Source organism: Streptomyces sp. WM4235, assembly GCF_001279725.1.
Taxonomy (GTDB): Bacteria; Actinomycetota; Actinomycetes; order Streptomycetales; family Streptomycetaceae; genus Streptomyces.
In genome coordinates this window covers 26238-43200 of sequence record NZ_LGDE01000441.1, presented here as the reverse complement: position 1 = coordinate 43200, position 16963 = coordinate 26238, and the positions used below count along the sequence as shown (strand labels likewise).

Genomic DNA, 16963 nt, shown 5'->3' with positions numbered 1-16963 from the left:
ACCAAAGCCCCCCTCAGCCCCCTCAGTCCCCCGGCCCCTGGCCCGTCGAGCCCCTCACCACCAGTTCCGGTTGGAAGACGTACTCCGTGCGCTGGACCGGTGTTCCCGACACCGCTTCGAGCAGGGCGCCCACCGCGGCCGTGGCCATCGCGCGGACCGGTTGGCGGACCGTGGTCAGCGGGGGGTCGGTGAAGGCGATCAGCGGGGAGTCGTCGAAGCCGACGACCGACACGTCCTCCGGTACGCGCAGTCCCCGCTCCCGGGCCGCGCGGATGACACCGAGCGCCATCGGGTCGCTGCCGCACACGATGCCGGTGCACCCGCGGTCGAGCAGGGCTCCGCCCGCCGCGTGGCCGCCCTCGACGGTGAACAGGGTGCGTTGGATGAGCCCTTCGGCGGCGGCCGAGGGCAGGGCGGCGGTGAAGCCGGCCTCCTTGCGCGCCGACGGGACGTAGCGCGTCGGCCCGATGGCCAGGCCGATGCGGCGGTGCCCGAGGTCTTCGAGGTGCCGGACTGCCATGTCGGCGGCCGCCCGGTCGTCCGGGGAGATGAAGGGCGCGTTGACGTGCTCGTTGAAGCCGTTGATCAGGACGAACGGCACGCCCCGGGAGGCGAGCCGCTGGTAGCGCGAGGGGTCGGTGGAGGAGTCCGCGTGCAGGCCGGACAGGAAGACGATGCCGGTGACCCCCCGCTCCTCCAGTTGCTCGACCAACTCGTCCTCGGTGGCCCCGCCCGGCGTCTGGGTACAGAGCACCGGCGTGTACCCGTGCCCCGCCAGCGCCTGCTCTATGACCTGGGCGAACGCCGGGAAGATGGGGTTGGTGAGTTCCGGGATGAGCAGGCCGACGAGGCCGTTGCTGCGGCGTTTGAGCCGCACCGGGCGTTCGTAGCCCAGCAGGTCGAGCGCGGCCAGCACCTTGTGCCGGGTGCCGTCCGCGACGCCCGCCTTCCCGTTGAGGACGCGGCTGACGGTCGCCTCGCTGACCTGGGCCTGCGCGGCGATGTCCGTCAGCCTGAGGGGGTTGGTCACCCCTGCCACCACACCGCCGTGTCGCCCGGCAGTACGTCCGCGTCGGTCAGCTCGGCGCTGGCCAGCAGTGCCGTACCGGGCAGCGGCATGCGTACGGGCTCCCCGGTGGTGTTGACCGTGCAGGTGAACGCGCCCCGGCGGAAGGCCAGTACGCCTTCGGGGGCCTCCAGCCAGTGCACGGAGTCGCCCGCGCCCAGGTCGTCGCGCTCGCGGCGGATGCGCAGCGCGGCCCGGTACAGCTCCAGCGTGGAGTGCGGGTCGCCGGTCTGGGCCTCGACGCTCAGGCCGGCCCAGTCGGCGGGCTGCGGCAGCCAGCTGCCGCCGCTGCCGAAGCCGTACGGGGCTTCCTCGCCCGACCACGGGATCGGTACGCGGCAGCCGTCGCGGAGTCCGTCCTGGCCGTTCGCCTTGAAGAAGGACGGGTCCTGGCGGACGGCGTCGGGGAGGTCGGTGACCTCGGGCAGACCGAGTTCCTCGCCCTGGTAGACGTACGCGGATCCGGGCAGCGCCAGCATCAGCAGCGCGGCGGCCCGCGCCCGGGCCAGCCCCTGCGCGCCGCCCCCGTACCGGGTCACGTGCCGCACCACGTCGTGGTTGGAGAGCACCCACGTCGTCGGCGCGCCCACGGGGCGCATGGCGTCGAGGGACTCGTCGATGGCGGAGCGCAGCGCGTCGGCGTCCCAACCGGTGTTCAGGTAGTGGAAGTTGAAGGCCTGGTGGAGTTCGTCGGGGCGCAGGTACAGCGCGGTGCGGTCGGCGCTGGGGGTCCAGGCTTCGGCGACGCCGATGCGGTCGCCGGCGTACTCGTCGAGGACGGTGCGCCAGGAGCGGTAGATCTCGTGGACGCCGTCCTGGTCGAAGAAGGGGAGGACCTGGTTGCCGAGGAGCTTGAGTTGTTCGTCGCGGCCGAGGTCGGGCAGGCCGGGGGCCTTGACGAGGCCGTGGGCGACGTCGATGCGGAAGCCGTCGGCGCCGAGGTCGAGCCAGAACCGCAGGATGGAGCGGAACTCGTCCTGGACGGCGGGGTGTTCCCAGTTGAAGTCGGGCTGCTCGGGCGCGAAGAGGTGCAGGTACCACTCGCCGTCCTCGACGCGGGTCCAGGCGGGCCCACCGAAGATCGACTCCCAGTCGTTGGGGGGCTGGGAGCCGTAGGCGCCCTGGCCGGGCCGGAAGTGGAAGCGTTCGCGCAGGGGGGTTCCGGGGCCTTCGCGGAGTGCCTGCTTGAACCATTCGTGCTGGTCGGAGCAGTGGTTGGGGACGAGGTCCACGATGATGCGCAGGCCCAGGGCGTGGGCTTCGCGGATCACGGCGTCGGCGTCGTGCAGGGTGCCGAACATGGGGTCGATGGCCCGGTAGTCGGCGACGTCGTATCCGGCGTCGGCCTGCGGGGAGGCGTAGAAGGGGCTGAGCCAGACGGCGTCGACGCCCAGTTCCTTGAGGTAGGGCAGTCGGCTCCGGATGCCTTCGAGGTCCCCCATGCCGTCCCCGTTGGAGTCGGCGAAGCTGCGTGGATAGACCTGGTAGATCACCGCTTCTCTCCACCAGCCGGGCTGGGTACCGGTCGTGGTGGGGAGGGCGTCGGCGAGGTGCTGGGTCATGTCGTCCTTGAAGAGATCGGGCCGGTGATGCGGGAGCAGGCAGGGGTGGTCAGCCCTTGGTCGCGCCTGCGGTCATTCCGGCGACGAGGTGACGCTGGGCGAAGAGGAAGAAGACGGCGGCGGGGATGGCGATGAGGACCGAGGCGGCGGTCATCGCTCCCCAGTTGGAGGTGTACTGCGTGACGAAGGTCTGCAGTCCGCCGGCCAGGGTGAGGTTCTCGTCGCCGACCATGAAGGCGGAGGCGTAGGCGACTTCGCCCCAGGCGGTGATGAAGGCGTAGAAGCCGGTCACGGCGAGGCCGGGTTTGGCCAGGGGCAGGATCAGTCGCCAGAAGGTGCCGAAGGGGTTGAGTCCGTCGACGCGGCCGGATTCGTCGATCTCCACCGGGATGGTGTCGAAGAAGCCCTTCATCATCCAGGCGCAGAAGGGCACGGCGATGGTGAGGTACGTGATGATCAGGCCGACGGGCTGGTTGAGCAGGCCGAGCTGTCCCATGAGGTTGTAGAGCGGGACGATGAGGATGGCCATGGGGAACATCTGCGTGATGAGCAGGGTCCACATGAGGGGTTTCATGCCGGGGAACTTGAACCGGCTGACGGCGTAGCCGGTGGTGGCCGCGATGAACACGCCGAGGATCGTGGTGACGCCGGCGACGAGGACGGAGTTGGCGAACCAGGAGAAGAAGGAGGTCGACTCCACCAGGTAGCGGTAGTTGTCGAGGGTGGGTTCCTTCACGAAGTCGGTGCTGATGGCGTGCTTCGCGGGCTTGATGGAGGTCAGCAGGACCCACAGGACCGGGAAGACGGCGATGACGGACGCGACGACGAGGGTGGCGTGCAGGCCGACGGAGGCGGCCGGGGAGCGGCGTCCCCGGCGGGGTCCGGCCGCCTGTTCCTTGTTGGTGGCGGTCGACACGGTCACCACACCTCTCCCTGCTTGCGCAGCGAGCGCCGGTAGACCAGCGCGAAGATCATGAGCAGGGCGAGGATGAGCACGCCCCAGGTGGCGGAGCCCGCGAAGTCGCGGGGGCTGGCCACGAAGGCCTGGCGGAAGGCCTGGGTCACCAGGATCTCGGTGGAGTCGCCCGGTCCGCCCCGGGTGAGCAGGAAGATCACCGGGAACATGTTGAAGGTCCAGATGGTGGAGAGCAGGATCACCGTCATGCTGACGGCCCGCAGGCCGGGCAGGGTGATGTGCCGGAACCGCTGCCAGGGGGTGGCGCCGTCCATCTCGGCGGCTTCGTAGAGCTCGCCGGGGATGGACTGGAGGCCGCCGAGGAGGGCGACCATCATGAAGGGGACGCCGAGCCAGACGTTGACGGTGATGACGGAGACCTTGGCCCACGTCGGGTCGTCGAGCCACGGGATGGCGGAGATGCCGCCGCCGTCGAGCAGCTTGTTGAGGATGCCGTTGTCGCGGTTGAAGAGGAACCGCCAGGCGAAGACGGACACGAAGCCGGGGACGGCCCAGGGCAGGATGAGTGCCATCCGGTAGGCGGCGCGGCCCTTGAAGTCGCGGTTGAGCATGGTGGCCAGGGCCAGTCCGAGCGCGAAGGTGATCGACACGCACAGGACGGTCCAGCTGACCGTCCACACCAGCCGTTGCAGGAACACGGGGTCGGAGAGGACGGCCGCGTAGTTGTCGAGGCCGACGAACTCGTAGGTGGCCTCGATGTGGTTGGCGCCGATCGTGCGGCCGACGTTGCGCTCGTTGGCGTCGGTCAGCGACAGGTAGACGCCTCGTACGAGGGGCCAGCCGATGATGACGCCGAGGACGAGCACCACGGGGGTGATCATCGTCCAGGCGTACCAGTGGGTGGCCAGCGCGCGCCTGAAGCCACCGCGATTCCCGCTGTCAGTCCTGCGGCTCCGGCCGCGGGCCTCGATGTCGTCGCTCTTGGCGCCGTCATCGTTGCCCGCGGCCTTCGCCACCGACTGGCTGGTGTGAGCAGCCATGGTCTTGTTACTTCCAGCCCTTGAGGATCTTGCGGAACTCGACGCCGGCCGCCTTGGCCGCGTCCTCGGGGCTTGCCGCCCCGGTGACCGCCTTGGTGTATTCGACCTTCAGCGGCTCGAAGAGGGAGCCGTTCTCCGGGATCCAGGCGCGCTCGACGGCCTTGTCGACGGCCGGCTTGAAGAACTGGACCATCTCGCTGGCCTTGACGTCCGGCTGCTCGTAGGCGGCCGTGCGGGTCGGGAGCAGGCTCAGGTCCTTGGCGGACTGGACCTGGACGTCCTGGGAGGTCATGTACTCCACGAAGGCGTGTGCGGCGGCGCGGTTCTTGGAGCCGGCGTAGACGGCGAGGTCGTGGCCGCCCTGGGGGGCGCCGGCCTTGGCGGAGCCGGCCGGGACGGCGGCGACGCCGAGGTTGGCCTTGTCCTTGAACTGGTCGCCGGCGTAGCTGTCGGCGACGGCCCAGGGACCGTTGATCATCATGGCGACCTCGCCCGACTTGAAGGCGGTCTGCATGTTGACCCAGCCGTCGGTGGCGTTGGTGATCGCCGCGCCGGAGGTGACCAGGTCGCGGGCGGCCTTGAAGGCCTTGACGCCCGCGGGGTTGTCGACGGTGACCGTCTTGGTCTTCGCGTCGACGAGGTCGCCGCCCTCTCCGTAGATCAGCGGGAGGAACCAGTAGGAGTCGTCGCCGCGCAGGTACAGGCCGGCCTTGCCGGTCTTCGCCTTGATGGCGGCGGAGGCCGTCTTCAGCTCCTCCAGGGTGGTGGGGGGCTTGACGCCGGCGTCCGCGAGCATCTTCTTGTTGTAGAAGAGGCCGAGGGTGTCGATGACCTGCGGGACGGCGTAGGTCTTGCCCTCGTACTTGCCGCTGGCCGCGGCCTGCGGGAGGAACTCCGCGTCGACCTTCTTGGCGGTCTCGGCGGGTACCTCGTCGAGGTAGCCGAGGGAGGCGAAGTCGGCGACCCAGCCGACGTCGGCGCGGATCACGTCAGGGGCTTCGGAGCCGCTGGTGAAGGCGTTCTTGGCCTTGTTCTGCGCGTCGCCGTACGGGACGTTGACGTACTTGACGGTGACCTTGGGGTGCTTCGCGGTGAACGCCTCGGCGATCTTCTGGAAGCTGGCCTTCTCGGCGTCGTTGGAGGTGTCCCACCACGTCACCGTGCCGGTCAGCTCACCGCCGGCCTTGGTGTCGCCGTTGTCGTTCCCGCTGTCACCGCTGCAAGCCGTCGCCGCGAGCGCCAGGGCCGCGACCAGCGCGGTGGCCGCTATGCCACGCCGCATATGAACTCCTTCGATGATCCCGGCCGCTTCCTCGCGGTCCCGAGTTGCCAGGAACGTAACAAGACTGAAAGCCGACCGAAAGAGCTTGCGGCAATTTTCTGCAAGCGATGGTGATCGTTACATCCGTGTGTCCGTACGGTTGCCGCAGCTTGCTGTTAGTTCGAGTCGCCTTCGAGTCCACGGGCCCGCAACCAGGGGGTGTGTCCCCGCGTTGACCCCGACATGACCCATGAGCTGACCGCACCCCGGCTTGCAAGCGCTTCCAGCAACACCGGCGCGAGCGAGGGCTGGTGGCGCGATGCCGTCATCTATCAGGTGTACGTGCGGTCCTTCGCCGACAGCGACGGCGACGGCGTCGGCGACCTGAACGGGGTGCGCGAGCGGCTCCCCCACCTGGCCCGGCTGGGGGTCGACGCCGTGTGGCTGACCCCTTTCTACGTCTCCCCGCAGGCGGACGGCGGCTACGACGTCGCCGACTACCGGGCCGTGGATCCGCTCTTCGGCGACCTCTCCGACGCGGCCGAGCTGCTGCGGGCCGCGCACGCCCAGGGGCTGCGGGTCATCGTGGACGTGGTGCCGAACCACACCTCCGACGAGCACCCGTGGTTCCGGGCGGCCCTGAGGGACCCCGCCGCCCGGGAGCGGTACCACTTCCGGGCGGGGCGGGGCGCGGCCGGCGAGCTGCCGCCCAACGACTGGGAGTCGATCTTCGGGGGTCCCGCCTGGACCCGCGTCGAGGACGGGCAGTGGTACCTGCACCTCTTCGCACCCGAGCAGCCCGACCTCGACTGGGACCATCCGGAGGTGGCGGCGGAGTTCGCGGACGTGCTGCGGTTCTGGCTGGACCTGGGTGTGGACGGGTTCCGGGTGGACGTGGCGCACGGCATGGTCAAGGCGCCGGGGCTGCCCGACATCGGCCGCGCCGCCCAGGCCACCCTGATCGGTACGGAGCCGCTCCCCTTCTTCGACCAGGACGGGGTCCACGCGATCCACCGTTCCTGGCGGCGGCTCCTGGACGCGCACGAGGGCCCGCGGCCGGGGCCCGCGATCGGGGTGGCGGAGGCCTGGGCCCCGACCTCGGAGCGGCTCGCGCTGTACGTACGGCCCGACGAGCTGCACCAGGCGTTCAACTTCCGCTTCCTGAACTGTCCGTGGGACGCCGTCGCGATGCGCACCGTCATCGACGAGTCGCTGGCCGCGACGGCTTCCGTGGGTGCGCCGACGACGTGGGTGCTGTCGAATCACGATGTGGTGCGGCACGTGACCCGGTACGGGGGCGGCGCGCGGGGGCTGGCCCGGGCGCGGGCCGCCGCGCTGCTGATGCTGGCGTTGCCGGGGTCGGCGTACGTCTACCAGGGCGAGGAACTCGGTCTGCCCGAGGTCACCGACCTCCCCGACGCCGTCCGCCGGGACCCCGCCTTCCATCGCGGCTCGGGGCAGGACGGGCTGCGTGACGGCTGCCGGATCCCGATCCCCTGGTCCGGGGAGGCGCCCCCGTACGACTTCGGTCCGGGCGGGAGCTGGCTGCCGCAGCCCGCCGACTGGGCGGGGCTGAGCGTCGCCGCGCAGACCGGTGACCCGCATTCCACGCTGGAGCTGTACCGGGCGGCACTGGAGCTGCGGCGCGCGTTGCCCGGGCTGGGCTCGCCGGAGGCGGGCGGCCTGACGTGGCTGCCCGCTCCTGAGGGGGTGCTGCTGTTCACCCGCCCCGGCTTCGCCTGCACCGTCAACACCCGGTCGCGGGCGCTCCAACTACCGTCGCCGGGAAGGCCCGTACTGTCCAGCGCGCCCGTGGAGACGGACGGTCGCAGTGTCCTGTTGCCCCCGGACTCGTGTACGTGGTGGGCATTGTGACGCGTGACCGGTACAGTCCAATCCCGTGACCGCACGGCTAGCCGACATCGCAGCCCAGGCGGGGGTCAGCGAAGCCACAGTCAGCCGCGTGCTCAACGGCAAGCCCGGTGTGGCCGCAGGCACCCGCGAATCCGTGCTGGCCGCCCTCGACGTGCTCGGTTACGAGCGGCCCGTGAAGCTGCGCCAACGCAGCGCCGGACTCGTCGGTCTGATAACCCCCGAACTCGACAACCCCATCTTTCCGGCGCTGGCGCAGGTCATCGGCCAGGCGCTGACCCGGCAGGGGTACACCCCGGTGCTGGCCACGCAGACGCCCGGCGGGTCCACCGAGGACGAGCTGACGGAGATGCTGGTGGACCGCGGGGTCTCCGGGATCATCTTCGTGTCCGGTCTGCACGCCGACACCACGGCCGACATGGGGCGCTACGACCAGCTCCGCGGCCAGGGTGTTCCGTACGTCCTCATCAACGGGTTCTCCGACAAGGTGCAGGCTCCCTTCGTCTCCCCCGACGACCGGGCGGCGATGCAGCTCGCGGTGACCCATCTGACGGCGCTCGGTCACACGCGGATCGGCCTCGCGGTCGGACCGAAGCGGTTCGTGCCGGTGTTGCGCAAGATCGAGGGTTTCCGGCTCGGCATGAAGGAACGGCTCGGTCTCGGCGAGGCCGAGATCGAGGAGCTGATCCAGCACTCCCTGTACACGCTGGAAGGCGGGCAGGCCGCGGCGACCGCGTTGATCGCGCGGGGCTGCACGGCGGTGGTGTGCGCGAGCGACATGATGGCGCTCGGTGCGATCCGGGCCGCGCGGCAGCGGGGGCTGAAGGTTCCGCAGGACGTGTCGGTGGTGGGTTTCGACGACTCCCCTCTCATAGCGTTCACGGATCCGCCGCTGACCACGATCAGGCAGCCGGTGCAGGCCATGGGGCAGGCGGCGGTCCGGACGCTGCTGGAGGAGATCGGCGGTACGCCGGCCCCGCACAGCGAGTTCGTCTTCCTCCCCGAGTTGGTGGTCCGCGGTTCGACCGCGTCCGGGCCCAGGCAGCGGCGTACGCCCTGAGGGGGATCCCGTCATCCCCGGGGTTGAGCGGGCGGTCCGAAGACCGTCCCACGGGATGATCGAAGGCGAGAACGCATCTGGCAGACTCTGTCCCCATGGGTGAAGCGAGCGTGAAGACACTGGAAACCCGGACGGACGTCTCGTCACCCACCGTGACCGAGAACGAGGCCCGCCCGGCCTCCGAACGTTCTCTTCTCACCCGGCTCCGCACGCCCCGGCGGCCCCGGATCTGGTTCGAGGTCCTGCTGATCGCGATCAGCTACTGGACCTACTCGCTGATCCGCAACGCCGTCCCGGAGCAGAAGGCGGTCGCGCTGTCGAACGCCGACTGGATCTGGAGCGTCGAGCGCACCCTGGGCATCGCCGTGGAGCAGTCGATCAACCATGCCGTCAACTCGGTGACGTGGTTGATCGTCGGCATGAACTACTACTACGCGACGCTGCACTTCGTCGTGACCATCGGCGTGCTGGTGTGGATCTACCGCTTTCACCCGGGGCGTTACGCGGCCACCCGCATGGTGCTCTTCGCCACCACCGGTGTCGCCCTGGTCGGCTACTTCTTCTACCCGCTCGCGCCGCCCCGGCTGATGAACGGGCAGGACTTCATCGACACCGTGCTGGTCCACCACACCTGGGGTTCCATGGCCTCGGGCGACCTCAAGCACATGTCGAACCAGTACGCGGCCATGCCGTCGATGCACATAGGGTGGTCGCTCTGGTGCGGGCTGACGATCTTCGCCATCGCCTCCGCGCCCTGGGTACGGATCCTGGGCCTGCTCTACCCGACGGCGACGCTGGTCGTCATCGTGGCCACCGCGAACCACTTCTGGCTCGACGCCGTGGGCGGCATGCTGTGCCTGGCCTTCGGGTACACGGTCTCGCGTGCCTGGTACGGATCGCTTCCGCACCGGCTGCCCCGCCACCCCCGGGCCGTGGACCGGCATCCGGTGGCGGCGGCGCTGGCGAACCGCTTCACGCGCTGACCGTTCTTCCCGGTCCGTCGCTTCCCACCCTGCCCTCTTCTCACCCTGTCTCTGCTCGGTCCGTGCGGTGCGTGATCCGGCCGCCGGACATCGTGAGTCGGATCGGCGCCTCGGCCACTTCGTCCGGCGCCGCGTCCACGGGGTCGAGGGCGAAGGCCGTCAGGTCCGCCCGGAATCCGGCCGCGACGCGGCCCGCCACCTTCTCCTCGCCGGCCGCGAGCGCGGCGTGCGAGGTCATGCCCTCCAGTGCCATCAACCCGGTGAGGGCGGCTCCCGTCGAGGCCGCGCCGAGGGGGCTGCGGGCGGTCGCCAGGACCTGACGGGCGTCGTGGTGGGCGATGGGCCAGTCCGAGCCGAGGGCGAGCACCGCCCCGGCGTCGCGCAGGTCTCGGCAGCGCCAGGCGCGGGCCGCCCGGTCGTCTCCGAGGCGTTTGGACCATTCGTCGCTGTGGTCGGCCCGGGTGTAGGCGGTGTGCGGCGGCTGCATCGAGGCGATCACCCCGAGTTCCGCGAATCGCTTCAGCTGGTCGTCGGGGACGGTCTCGATGTGCTCGATCCGGTGTCGTGCACGGGCCCCCGGTCCCAGGTCCGCCACCGTGTCCAGGACGTGGCGGACGGCGGCGTCGCCGATGGCGTGGGTGGCGGTGCCGATGCCGGCCGCGTCGAGGGTGTGCACCGCGCGGGAGTAGGCGCGCAGGTCGGGCCAGAAGGCGTTCGTGCCCTGGCCGTGGCAGTCGGCGTGCTCCAGCCAGGCCGTTCCGCCCTCGACGGTGCCGTCCATGAAGAACTTCACCCCGCCGACCTGCCAGTGGCGGCCCCGGAGCAGTTGGAGTTCGACGAGTTCCTCCAGCTCGTCAGGGCCGGCGCCCGGCATGCACCAGGGGGACAGTCGCAGGCGCAGCGGCAGGTCGCCCTCGTACTCGACGGTGGAGAGCAGGGCCGGTACGTCCCCGTCGCCGAGGTCCATCACGTGGGCGCCGGTGAGTCCGCCGGCGGCCATCTCGGCGAGGAGGGCCAGGAGGCGCCCGCGGCGTTCGGCGGAGGAGGGCTTGGGGACGAGGGCGCCGACGAGGTCCATCGCGGCGTGTTCGACGAGGTGGCCGGTGGGTCGGCCCTGCGGGTCGCAGACGATCTCGGAGCGTTGGGCGAAGGTGCGGGGCCCGGTGATGCCGGCGGCCCGCAGGGCCGCTTCGGAGGCGAGGGCGGAGTGGCCGTCGTACAGGCGCAGGAAGGCGGGGGCGCCGGCGAGGGCGTCCTCGACGAGGAAGCGGTCGACGGGCCGACCGCCGAAGGCGTTGTGGTCGAGGCCGTGGCCGACGATCCAGCCTCCGGGGCCGCGGTCGGCGGCGCGCAGGGCGGCGCGGAGTTGGTCGAGGTCGCGGACGGTGGAGAGGTCGGTGCCGGTGGCCATCTCGATGCCCCAGACGGGGTGGCTGTGGGCGTCGGTGAGGCCGGGGGTGAGGGTGGCGCCGCCGAGGTCGATGACCTCGGTGGCCGGTCCGCGCCAGTCCCGTACGTCGCTCTCGTCGCCGACGGCGAGGATCTCGCCGTCGCGGACGGCTACCGCGTGGGCCTCGGGGCGGTCGGGGTCGAGGGTGCGGACGCGGGCTCCGGTGAGGACGGTGTCGGCAGCGGGCACGGCTCTTCTCCTTCGGGGTGTGCGCGGGTGGCGGGCTCTTCGGCGAACCGGGCGTAGATCTCGGGGCGGCGCGTCTTGAGGCGTCGGGCGAGGCCGAGACCGCCGAGGAAGACGGCGGGTACGACGGCCACGAGGATCGTGTTGACGGTGGGCGAGGCCATGGTGAACAGGTCCACCTTGGAGGCGACCAGGTAGATCGCCGCGGTGAGCAGGACGGCCGCGACGACGGGCACGATCAGGGTGCGCCAGGGGCCCTCGTCGTGAGCGACGCGGTGGAAGTGGACGGGTATGGCGATGGCGGCCAGCAGCATCAGTGCCATGAGGCCGATCATGCCCGGGGTGTTCACCCAGAGCAGCAGTTGTTGGTACGGGTCGGCGTCGGCGAGGGCGAATCCGAGGACGATCGTCGCGCCGAGGGCGGTCTGGGCGACGCCGGCGACGTACGGGGATCCGTGTCGGGGGTGGATCCTGCCGAGGGCGGCGGGCAGGACGCCTTCCTCGGCGAGGGCGAGGCCGTAGCGGTTGATGGCGTTGTGGAAGGCGAGGAGGGAGGCGATGACGCTGGTGACGATGAAGACGTGCATCAGGTCGGCGGCCCACGGTCCGACGTAGGTGCTGATGGCGGCGAAGAAGAGGCCGCCGGGGTCGTCGGCGGCGGCCTTGACGACGGCGTCGGCGCCGAAGGCCTGGATGACGGTCCAGACGATGAAGGCGTAGAAGAGGCCGAGGAAGGCGACGGCGATGTAGGTGGCGCGCGGGATGGTCCGGTCGGGGTCGCGGGCCTCGCGGCGGTAGATGACGGTGGACTCGAAGCCGGTGAAGGCGGCGAAGGCGAAGGCCAGGACGGCGGCGGTGCCGGGGACGAGGACCGCGCCGGGGGCGAAGGAGCCGACGGACAGGCCGTGGGCGCCGCCCTTGAGGAGGACTCCGGCGGCGAGCAGGACGAGTATCCCGGTCTCGGCGACGAGCAGGACGCCGAGCAGTTTCGCGCCGAAGTCGATGGAGCGGAAGCCGCCGTACCAGATGAGGACGAGGCCGACGAGGGAGACGGGCAGCCAGGGGACGTCCAGGCCCCACAGGGCGTGGGCGGTGTCGGCGGTGGTGGTGCCGAGGAGGCCGTAGACGCCGATCTCCATGCCGTTGTAGCCGACGAGGGCGAGCAGGGCGGCACCGATGCCGACGTGTTTGCCGAGGCCTCGGGTGATGTAGGCGTAGAACGCGCCGCCGCTGCGGACGTGGCGGCTCATGGCGGTGAAGCCGACGGCGAAGACGGCGAGGGTGAGGCCGGCGAGGAGGTATCCGGCGGGGGCGCCGATGCCGCCGAGCAGGATGGCGACGGGGGCGACGCCGGCCATGACGGTGAGCGGGGCGGCGGCCGACACGACGAAGAAGGAGATGTCGGCGGTGCCGAGGGTGGCGCGGCGCGGGGCCGGGGTGGTTGCGGGGGGCGGCGGTTCCGGCGTTCGGGGCATGCGGAGGCACCCTTCTGCGGACGGTGGGCGACGGGGAAGCGAAACCTAAAGGCTTTCGGTTTGCGGCAATGTAGCCTCCCGTTTTGGCGTACGGGAAGACCTGACGGCGGGAGAACATCGATGGCACGGCCGCGCACCCCCTTGCTCGACCGGGAGCGGATCGGCACGATCGCGCTGCAACTGGTCGCGGAGAAGGGCGAGTTCAGCGTTCCGCAGATCGCCCGGGCGTTGGGTGTGCAGACCGCGTCGGTGTATCACCACGTGGACGGTCGGGCCGGGGTGGTGGAGCTGATACGCGAGCGGGTCTGCGCCGCGATCGACGGCGGGACGCTGGAGGGCCGGCCGTGGGACCGGGCGCTGGAGGACTGGGCGCGGTCCTACCGGGCCGCCTTCGCCGCGTACCCGAGGGCGATCCCGCTGCTGATGACGACGCCGGTCCGGGCGCCGATGGTGCTGGGGCAGTACGAGCGGGCCGTCGCGCTGCTGCTCGCGGCGGGCTTCCCGGTGGAACGGGTGATGCCGCTGTTGACGGGGCTGGAGAACCTGGTGCTGGGCTCGGCGCTGGACCTGGCGGCCCCGGAGGCCATGTGGGAGCCGACGCCGGGGACCCCGCTCCTGGCCGGGGCGCTGGCCGCGCACGGGGCGGGGGCCGGGGCGCCGGGGCGGGCGGACGCCGCCTTCGACCTGGGCCTGGCCGCGTTCCTGGCGTACGCCCGGGGTCTCCTGGCGGCCCCGCCCGCCTGACGGTCGGGGGTGGGGGCGGTGCCCGCGGTCGGGGCCGGGGTCGGGAGCCGGGCCGGGGTCAGGAGCCGTAGAAGAGTTCGTCCACCACCGCGCGGGCGCGGCGGGTGATGCGGCGGTAGTCCTCCAGCATGTCGCCGGCGGTGCCCTCGGCGTAGCCGAGGTAGCGGCCGACGGCGGCCAGTTCGCGCGCCTCGGACGGGAAGGTGTCCCCCGCCCGGCCGCGGACCAGCATCACGGCGTTGCGGACCCGGGTGGCGAGCACCCATGCCTCGTCGAGGATCTGCGCCTCCTCGGTGGGGATCAGCCCGGCCGCGTGGGAGGCGGCGAGGGCTTCGCGGGTGCGGGTGGTGCGCAGGCCCGGTTCGGCCCAGGCGTGCCGCATCTGCATCAGTTGGACGGTCCACTCGACGTCGCTGAGGCCGCCCCGGCCGAGTTTGGTGTGCAGGGTGGGGTCGGCGCCGCGCGGCAGCCGCTCGGACTCCATGCGGGCCTTGAGTCGGCGGATCTCCCGTACGGCGTCGTCGCCGAGGCCCTCCACGGGGTAGCGCAGGGGGTCGATCAGGTCGATGAAGCGCGAGCCGAGCTCCTGGTCGCCGGCGACCGTCGCGGCCCGCAGCAGGGCCTGGGACTCCCAGGTCAGGGACCAGCGGCGGTAGTAGGCGGCGTACGAGGGCAGGGTGCGCACCAGCGGACCGGAGCGGCCTTCGGGGCGCAGGTCGGCGTCGATGAGCAGGGGCGGGTCGGCGGACGGCAGCTGGAGGAGTCTGCGCATCTCGGAGACGACGGCCTGGGCGGCCTTCGCGGCGTCCTGTTCGTCGACGCCCTCGCGGGGTTCGTGGACGAAGAGGACGTCGGCGTCGGAGCCGTAGGCGAGTTCGTGGCCGCCGAAGCGGCCGACGCCGATCACGGCGAACCGGGTGGGCAGGGTGTCGCCCCACTGCTCGCGCACGGCGGCGCGCAGGGCGCCGGCGATGGTGGCGGCGGTGAGGTCGGAGACGGCGGAGCCGACCCGGTCGACGAGGGCCCCGTGGTCCTCTTCCGCCGGGTTGTCCTCGGTGCCGTAGGAGCCGATGATGTCGCCGGCGGTGGTGCGGAACAGTTCGCGGCGGCGCACGCCGCGCGCCGCGGCGACGGCGGCTTCGGCGTTCTCGGCGCGGTTGACGGCGGCCAGTACCTCCTGTTCCAGGGCCTCGTGGGTACGGGGCTGGAGGCCTTCGGGGTCGCCGAGCAGGGCGACGGCCTCGGGGGCGCGCATCAGCAGGTCGGGGGCGAGCCGGCCGGCGGACAGGACGCGGGCGAGGTTCTCGGCGGCGGCGCCCTCGTCGCGGAGCAGGCGCAGGTACCAGGGGGTTTTGCCGAGGGCGTCGGAGACCTTGCGGAAGTTCAGCAGGCCCGCGTCGGGGTCGGCGGAGTCGGCGAACCAGCCGAGCATGACGGGGAGCAGGGTGCGTTGGATGGCGGCCTTGCGGCTGACTCCGGAGGCGAGGGCTTCGAGGTGGCGCAGGGCGGCGGCGGGGTCGGCGTAGCCGAGGGCTTCGAGGCGCTGGCCGGCGGCGCGCGGGGAGAGCCGGGCCTCGCCGGGTGCGAGTTGGGCGACGGCGTCGAGGAGCGGCCGGTAGAAGATCTTCTCGTGCAGGCGGCGGACCACGGAGGCGTGCCGGCGCCAGGCCTTGTTGAGTTCGGCGACGGGTTCGGTGCGCAGGCCCATGGAGCGGCCGAGGCGGCGCAGGTCGTTCTCGTCCTCGGGGACGAGGTGGGTGCGGCGCAGCCGGTAGAGCTGGATGCGGTGTTCCATGGCGCGCAGGAAGCGGTACGCGTCGTGGAGCTGGGCGGCGTCGGCCCGGCCGACGTAGCCGCCGGCGGCGAGGGCGTGCAGGGCGTCGAGGGTGGTGCCGGAGTGCAGGGTGGCGTCGGTGCGTCCGTGGACGAGTTGCAGCAGTTGCACGGCGAACTCGACGTCGCGCAGGCCGCCGGGGCCGAGTTTGAGTTCCCGGTCGACCTGGGCGGCGGGGATGTTGTCGACGACGCGGCGGCGCATCTTCTGGACGTCGGGTACGAAGTTCTCGCGTTCGGCGGCCTGCCAGACGAGGGGGCTTATGGCGTCGATGTACTCGGCGCCGAGGGTTTCGTCGCCGGCGACGGCCCGGGCCTTGAGGAGGGCCTGGAACTCCCAGGTCTTGGCCCAGCGCTGGTAGTAGGCGAGGTGGGAGGCGAGGGTGCGGACCAGCGGACCGTTTCTGCCCTCGGGGCGGAGGTTCGCGTCGACGGGCCAGATGGTGCCCTCGACGGTGGTCTCGGAGCAGATCCGCATGAGGTGGGAGGCGAGGCGGGTGGCGGCCTGGACGGCCCGGCCCTCGTCCTCGCCGTCGGGACTGTCCCCGACGAAGATCACGTCCACGTCGGACACGTAGTTGAGTTCGTTGCCTCCGCACTTGCCCATCGCGATGACGGCGAGTCTGCACCGGGCCGCGTCCTCGGGGGCGGCGGCGGAGGCGATGCGCAGGGCCGCGCGCAGGGTGGCGGTGGCGAGGTCGGCGAGTTCGGCGGCGACCTGCTGGACGTCGGTGGTGCCGCAGACGTCGCGGGCGGCGATGGAGAGCAGGCAGCGGCGGTAGGAGACGCGCAGTTGCACGGGGTCGTGGGCGTCGGCGAGCCCCCGCTCGAACTCGGCGAGTCCCGGGTGCAGGTCGGCGGCCTCGTAGGTGACCAGGGCCTGCCAGTCCTGGGGGTGGCGGGCGAGGTGGTCGCCGAGGGCCTCGGAGGCCCCGAGTACGCCGAGCAGTCGGTCGCGCAGCGGTTTGGCGCTGACGAGCGTGTCGAGGAGCACACGGAGTTCCTCGGGCCGTTGCGCCTCCGCGAGCCGGACGAGCCCGAGGAGGGCGAGGTCGGGGTCGGCGGTGGCGCCGAGGGCGTCGAGGAGCACGGGGTCGGCCCGTACGGCCGACAGGGCGTCCGCGTCGAGGAGTCGGGCGGCGCCCGAGGGGTCGGTGAACCCGCTGCGAAGCAGCCGGATGAAGGTGCTGCTCCTGCGTCCCGGGACTGTCATCCCGCCGCCTCCCGCGTGCGTCGCTGCCGGTGGCCCGGCCGGCTCTGGGGCGAGCCTAGCCGGAGCGGGCGTCCGGCTCACCGGGGCGCGGGGGGCGGCACGTCGGTACAGATGCGTCACATATGCGACACACACCACGAGGGGTATTTGTCCGTTTATCTGACGATCCATGGGGATCTATGGGCGCCCGCCTCGCGCATGCGTGCCCCCTACACGGTGGGGTCGACGTACGACCACAAAATCGCACAAGGCACAATCATGCGGGGTCACTTCCGAAAAGCATGAGACGTCGGTCACTTCGG

General features: G+C 71.5%; 12 protein-coding genes. 4 read left to right on the top strand and 8 right to left on the bottom strand.

Annotated elements, in window-relative coordinates; genetic code table 11:
• Positions 1-22 precede the first annotated feature (22 nt).
• The 5 genes from ADK55_RS29470 to ADK55_RS29450 are packed head-to-tail and all read right to left on the bottom strand — an operon-like array spanning position 23 to position 5866.
• Complete coding sequence (locus ADK55_RS29470) at positions 23-1039, bottom strand: LacI family DNA-binding transcriptional regulator (protein ID WP_234350304.1); 1017 nt, start codon at positions 1037-1039, stop codon at positions 23-25.
• The gene (locus ADK55_RS29465) at positions 1027-2628 is read right to left on the bottom strand and encodes an alpha-amylase family glycosyl hydrolase (protein WP_053682912.1); all 1602 of its coding nucleotides are present in this window, start codon (positions 2626-2628) and stop codon (positions 1027-1029) included. Before ADK55_RS29465 ends, ADK55_RS29470 begins: the two co-directional genes overlap by 13 nt.
• Before the next feature lie 49 nt (positions 2629-2677).
• Positions 2678-3550, bottom strand: coding sequence for a sugar ABC transporter permease (locus ADK55_RS29460; protein WP_199826658.1), 873 nt, complete (start codon positions 3548-3550; stop codon positions 2678-2680).
• On the bottom strand, positions 3547-4584 hold the full coding sequence (locus ADK55_RS29455) for a carbohydrate ABC transporter permease (protein WP_053682910.1): 1038 nt from the start codon (positions 4582-4584) through the stop codon (positions 3547-3549). The genes ADK55_RS29460 and ADK55_RS29455 overlap by 4 nt, the downstream gene beginning before the upstream one ends.
• Before the next feature lie 7 nt (positions 4585-4591).
• Positions 4592-5866: an extracellular solute-binding protein gene (locus tag ADK55_RS29450; protein WP_053682908.1), complete on the bottom strand. Its 1275-nt coding sequence runs from the start codon at positions 5864-5866 to the stop codon at positions 4592-4594.
• A gap of 222 nt (positions 5867-6088) precedes the next feature.
• Between ADK55_RS29450 and ADK55_RS29445 the strand changes: the two genes are divergently transcribed.
• From ADK55_RS29445 to ADK55_RS29435, 3 genes are all read left to right on the top strand, one after another.
• Positions 6089-7720 carry a glycoside hydrolase family 13 protein gene (locus tag ADK55_RS29445; protein ID WP_053682906.1) on the top strand — a complete coding sequence of 544 codons (1632 nt, stop codon included), beginning with the start codon at positions 6089-6091 and terminating at the stop codon, positions 7718-7720.
• 25 nt (positions 7721-7745) lie between these two features.
• Positions 7746-8777 carry a LacI family DNA-binding transcriptional regulator gene (locus ADK55_RS29440; protein ID WP_053682904.1) on the top strand — a complete coding sequence of 344 codons (1032 nt, stop codon included), beginning with the start codon at positions 7746-7748 and terminating at the stop codon, positions 8775-8777.
• 95 nt (positions 8778-8872) lie between these two features.
• Positions 8873-9760, top strand: coding sequence for a phosphatase PAP2 family protein (locus ADK55_RS29435; RefSeq protein WP_053682903.1), 888 nt, complete (start codon positions 8873-8875; stop codon positions 9758-9760).
• A gap of 40 nt (positions 9761-9800) precedes the next feature.
• Here the strand turns inward: ADK55_RS29435 and ADK55_RS29430 are convergent, their stop codons facing one another.
• Both ADK55_RS29430 and ADK55_RS29425 read right to left on the bottom strand, forming a co-directional pair.
• Positions 9801-11399 (bottom strand): amidohydrolase, encoded by a 1599-nt coding sequence (locus ADK55_RS29430; protein WP_053682901.1) that lies wholly within the window; start codon positions 11397-11399, stop codon positions 9801-9803.
• Entirely contained in the window at positions 11321-12871 is a 1551-nt protein-coding gene (locus ADK55_RS29425; RefSeq protein ID WP_053682899.1) for an APC family permease, read from the bottom strand. Before ADK55_RS29425 ends, ADK55_RS29430 begins: the two co-directional genes overlap by 79 nt.
• Before the next feature lie 120 nt (positions 12872-12991).
• On the opposite strand from ADK55_RS29425, the gene ADK55_RS29420 reads away from it, so the two are divergent.
• Positions 12992-13615: a TetR/AcrR family transcriptional regulator gene (locus tag ADK55_RS29420; RefSeq protein ID WP_053682897.1), complete on the top strand. Its 624-nt coding sequence runs from the start codon at positions 12992-12994 to the stop codon at positions 13613-13615.
• Between the two features lie 58 nt (positions 13616-13673).
• Here the strand turns inward: ADK55_RS29420 and ADK55_RS29415 are convergent, their stop codons facing one another.
• Positions 13674-16661 (bottom strand): bifunctional [glutamine synthetase] adenylyltransferase/[glutamine synthetase]-adenylyl-L-tyrosine phosphorylase, encoded by a 2988-nt coding sequence (locus tag ADK55_RS29415; RefSeq protein ID WP_053682895.1) that lies wholly within the window; start codon positions 16659-16661, stop codon positions 13674-13676.
• Positions 16662-16963 lie beyond the last annotated feature (302 nt).